At 57.1% G+C, this 4,540-nt stretch carries 2 protein-coding genes; both read right to left on the bottom strand.

All coding sequences use genetic code 11. From position 1 onward, the window contains the following. A partial coding sequence (locus tag HMPREF0307_RS05505; protein WP_304438463.1) for a Rib/alpha-like domain-containing protein occupies positions 1–2,077 on the bottom strand: 2,077 nt, incomplete at its 3' end. A gap of 601 nt (positions 2,078–2,678) precedes the next feature. Further along, the gene (locus HMPREF0307_RS05500; RefSeq protein WP_066488946.1) at positions 2,679–3,968 is read right to left on the bottom strand and encodes an adenylosuccinate synthase; all 1,290 of its coding nucleotides are present in this window, start codon (positions 3,966–3,968) and stop codon (positions 2,679–2,681) included. Between the last annotated feature and the right edge of the window lie 572 nt (positions 3,969–4,540).

Genomic DNA, 4,540 nt, shown 5'->3' with positions numbered 1-4,540 from the left:
TATCATCCGCATACTTCGGATCCACAGAATCCGTCGTGGGCTTCAAGTTGAAATCGGCGTTCACTGTGCGATTCACGACGGTATCCGTGCCAGGAATCGTCCAAGTTGCGGTGACCGCAACCTGCGTCTCGCCCTTAACCTGTTTATCTTTAGGCCAAGTGATTACGCCCGTATCCGGGTCGATCGTAACGCCGAGCTTCTCTGCTGCCGCAGGATCCGAGAAGGCGAACTTAGCACCTTGCGGAATCGTCTCAGTCTTATCCGTGTTCGGATTATCGAATTTGGGAGTCGAAGTGAGAGCCTTCAAACCTGCGGTTCCCGTGACCGTTGGGTAATCGATGTATGCCGGATCAGCCAGGAAAGAGTCCGCGAGAAGCACGGTACCAGTTGCTTTACCAGAAGCATCAGCAGCAAAAACCTGCGACGAATAGACAGTTGCCTTTGCAAGGTCCTCCGGAACCGTGAACGGAACTGACTCGAGCGTGCCTGATTCGTTGGCCTTTACTGTCTTCGAAGCACCGCCAATAGCAACGCCATCTGCGTACCACTGGATAACGTAGTCATTGAACGGGTTCAGTCCAGTAGTCGTGTTGACCGCAGTGTCTCCCGGACCCGCAATCCGACTCGACAGATCATAGTTCGTGATGTCATGCATCGGATTTGCAGTGAACACAGCGAATTTGACGTTCGAAATATTGTAGGATTCCAGTGCGTTAACAGCGGTAGCAAGCTCAGGCGACTGGAACATATTGTTCTGGAACGAGTTCATCCACACATCGCGGTCGCCCTCGATCACAGGGTACACGTACAAGTAATCCGAGTTGATGTGGCGATGCTTTTGGCCGACCGTGCCATTCCACTTCATCAGGCTGCCATGATCAACGTCCGAGTCCGGCACAACGGTACCGTATTCCTCATCAGAGATCGTGTGGGAAATGGAGGCTCCGGAGTTTTGCTTATCGCGAGACACGCCATACAGGCCATTGAATGGAATGTAGTAGTCGCCGTTCGAAGCCACAGTTGCAACAACCGATTCTGCGATAGCGGACCCAGCACCGTTTTCCGCCTCGTAGTCAGCGACAATCTGCTTCTGAGCTGACGCAAACTCGTCAGGAGTGAAGCCAGCATTGGCATCCTTCCAAGCGTCAAACTGACGGGCGACCTCATCATTTACGTAAGACCCAACAACCTTCGTATCCGTGGCCGCGCGGTCGTTGAACTCTGTGTCCTTGTAGTACTGGTTGGCCAGCGTTCCGCCAGCCTCGCGGTTTTCCCACCAGACGTTACCGCGAACAGTACCGTATTTACCGGTGTTTTTACCGGCTTCGGTTCGCTGTGCCTCCGGCTTAGCAAGCCAACCGTCAACGTTCGGCTTCTCCTCGAAGACAACCATGCTGTTGACGACGCGGTTAATGCCGGCAGTGAAGTCCCAAGACTCATTCTTACGAGAAAGTCTGCCGTGGAAACGGCCAGCCATCATGTCACCGGTCTTAACCTGCATAAGGCGCGCCGGGTCGGGATTCTCAGCCCACGTACGAAGCTGAAACTTACTGTCTCCTGCAAGGTCAAACCCGTACTCTCCGCCATTAGCGTCCTTCACCGGCTTGGAAAGGTCAAAGACAAACTTGCCCTCAGAATCAGACACCGTGTAGTACACCGGCGAAACGACGCCCTGTCCATTGATCCACTGCAGGAAGACCTTCACACCTGGCATGAGGACATCGTCGCCGTTGCGGGCATCAAGACCGCCACCGTACTGCTTAAAGACCTCACCCTGGTACCCCTGCTTCTGACCCCAGACACCGTCAGCACGAATGGCCGTGGCTTCAGAAGAACCCGGCATATCTGCAGGGGTGTTGTTAGCTGCATCAGTAGCAGCATCCTGTGCAACAGCAGCAGGCACGGTATCAATCATGTTCGGTACAACAACCGTACCGGTCGCGGCGATGGCGAAAGCAGCACCGCCAGCGATGAGATTACGCATACGGCCCTTGAAGCCGAGACCCTGGAGAGCCAACGCAGACGTACTGCGCGGAGCCTGGGAAGCATCAAAATTAAACTTCAACAGAAAATCCATTCCTAGAAAGACGAATAGGGGAACCTAGATCACCGCGAGCGAAGTAGGACGGCGGATAATCCAAGTGGAATTTCGATACCAGCAAGAGAGCGGCAGTGTCCCTAAGATAAGCACTTAGAAACTCTCACGAAATACCTAGAAACAATCCTAAGGTGGATTCACAGGTTCCACCACTACCCCCCACATCCAGCCAATGGATTCCGCGTGAAATTACAGCTTTTATGCGCAGTTATTGAGAGAAAGGCCAGCTCACAAGGTACCACTGCCGAGAGAGCACTTAATTGTGATATTGCCCACATATTAGATAGTATCTGAGGATTCCATGCCAGAGGCCTTTTACCCTTTGGTCTAGTTGGTGATTGTTGTTGAAAAATATAACCGCCAAAGAGGCAACTGTTGTGAACACGGACCTTTTTGAAACTTCCCCACCTAACCCCCGCACGGCGTTGAAGTGTTCTATTTTCGGGGGAAAATACCCGTGTGACACACTCAGGCCGATTTTCTCTAAGGTTTATCTCAGCAATCGGAAACCTGAAGGCATGCAAAATCCCCCGCCGCGCCCGCAGAAACGCGGGGCGACGAGGGCATCGGAAAGCTGAGGTTAGTCCGCCAGGATGTCGTGGCGCACGATGGTCTGGTCGCGGCCGGGGCCGACGCCGATGTAGGAGAAGCGGGCGCCGGAAAGCTCCTCAAGGCGCAGGACGTAGTCCTGAGCCTTCTGCGGGAGCTCTTCGAAGGTCGTGCAGTCGGTGATGTCCTCATCCCAGGCCGGCATGGTCTCGTAGATCGGGACGGCGTGGTGGAAGTCAGACTGGGTCATGGGCATCTCGTCGAAGCGCTTGCCGTCGACGTCGTAGGCCACGCAGATCGGGATCTCACCGATGCCGGTGAGCACGTCGAGCTTGGTGAGGAAGTAGTCCGTGAAGCCATTGACGCGGGTGGCGTAGCGTGCGACGACGGAGTCGTACCACCCGCAGCGGCGCTTGCGGCCGGTGTTGACGCCCACCTCGCCGCCGGTGGTCTGCAGGTACTCGCCCCACTTATCGTGCAGCTCCGTGGGGAACGGGCCGGCACCGACGCGGGTAGTGTAAGCCTTGATGATGCCCAGGGCGTGCGTGATGCGAGTCGGACCGATGCCGGAGCCCACGGACGCGCCACCGGCGGTCGGGTTGGAGGAGGTCACGAACGGGTAGGTGCCGTGGTCCACGTCGAGCATGGTGGCCTGGCCGCCCTCCATGAGGATGTGCTTGCCCTCGTCCATCGCCTTGTTGAGCTCAAGCTCCGCGTCGATGACCATGGGGCGCAGGCGGTCCGCGTACTGCAGGAAGTACTCCGCGATCTGGTCAGCGTCGATGGCCTTGCGGTTGTACATCTTCACCAGCATCTGGTTCTTGATGTCGAGCGCAGACTCGATCTTCTGGCGCAGGATGGACTCATCGAAGACGTCCTGGACGCGCAGGCCGATGCGAGCAACCTTGTCAGCGTACGTCGGGCCAATGCCGCGGCCGGTGGTGCCAATGGCGCGCTTGCCCAGGAAGCGCTCCTGCACGCGGTCGAGCGTCTGGTGGTACGGCGCAACGAGGTGCGCGTTGGCGGAGATGCGCAGACGAGAAGCATTTGCGCCGCGGGCCTCAAGGCCGTCGATCTCGTCGAAGAGGGCCTCAAGGTTGATAACCGTGCCGTTGCCCAGGACCGGGGTGGCGTTCTCGGAGAGGATGCCGGCCGGAAGGAGCTTGAGCTCATACTTCTCGCCGCCGACGACCACGGTGTGGCCCGCATTGTTACCGCCGTTGGGCTTGACCACGTAGTCCACGCGGCCACCCAGGATATCGGTGGCCTTGCCCTTGCCCTCGTCGCCCCACTGGGCGCCGACAATCACGATAGCTGCCATGTTGCTTCGTTCACTTCCCTAGCCCTGATGGGCCGATTGCGTGGGTTGCGTTTATCGTGCCGTCTCTCGACGGCCGACCGCAGCCGCTACGATCAAAATACTGCCCTATCGTACCCGGTCGCACAATAGTTTTCATTACCTGGACGCGATTATGTGGGTGTAATTACGCGTCCCAGCGAGAACCAGGCAGCGACTACCGTCGCCGGCGGGCCCATAAAAGTTCTCAAGCTTGGCAACCTCAGCCCACCACATCTGTTCTCACTGTTGCGCGTTTGCGCCAGGTGGAAGAAGGTAAAGCCGCTCTGCCAAGCTATAGAACCCACGGCCTAGGCGGCGCGGCAGATGTCTAGTCACAACCATCGCCGAGGACATTCCACATTTCTTGCGCCCATCTTCAGACTCCGTCCAAACAACAAGCTCAAGAATCTTAGCGATGGCCGCGCGGTCAGCCGGGTTATCCATCGAAATGGTCGCTGCTCCATGGCGGCAGTTGGTCGCAGGGGTCGACATGACCGTGCGCCTTACCCATCTATTTTTCTGTAATCTGGCCCGCGAGAGCGCAAGCTCTCCCC

Source organism: Corynebacterium sp. DNF00584 (genome assembly GCF_001552965.1).
GTDB classification, from domain to species: domain Bacteria; phylum Actinomycetota; class Actinomycetes; order Mycobacteriales; family Mycobacteriaceae; genus Corynebacterium; species Corynebacterium phoceense.
The sequence above is the reverse complement of the archived record's forward strand: the minus strand, read 5'-3'. Positions and strand labels throughout refer to the sequence as shown.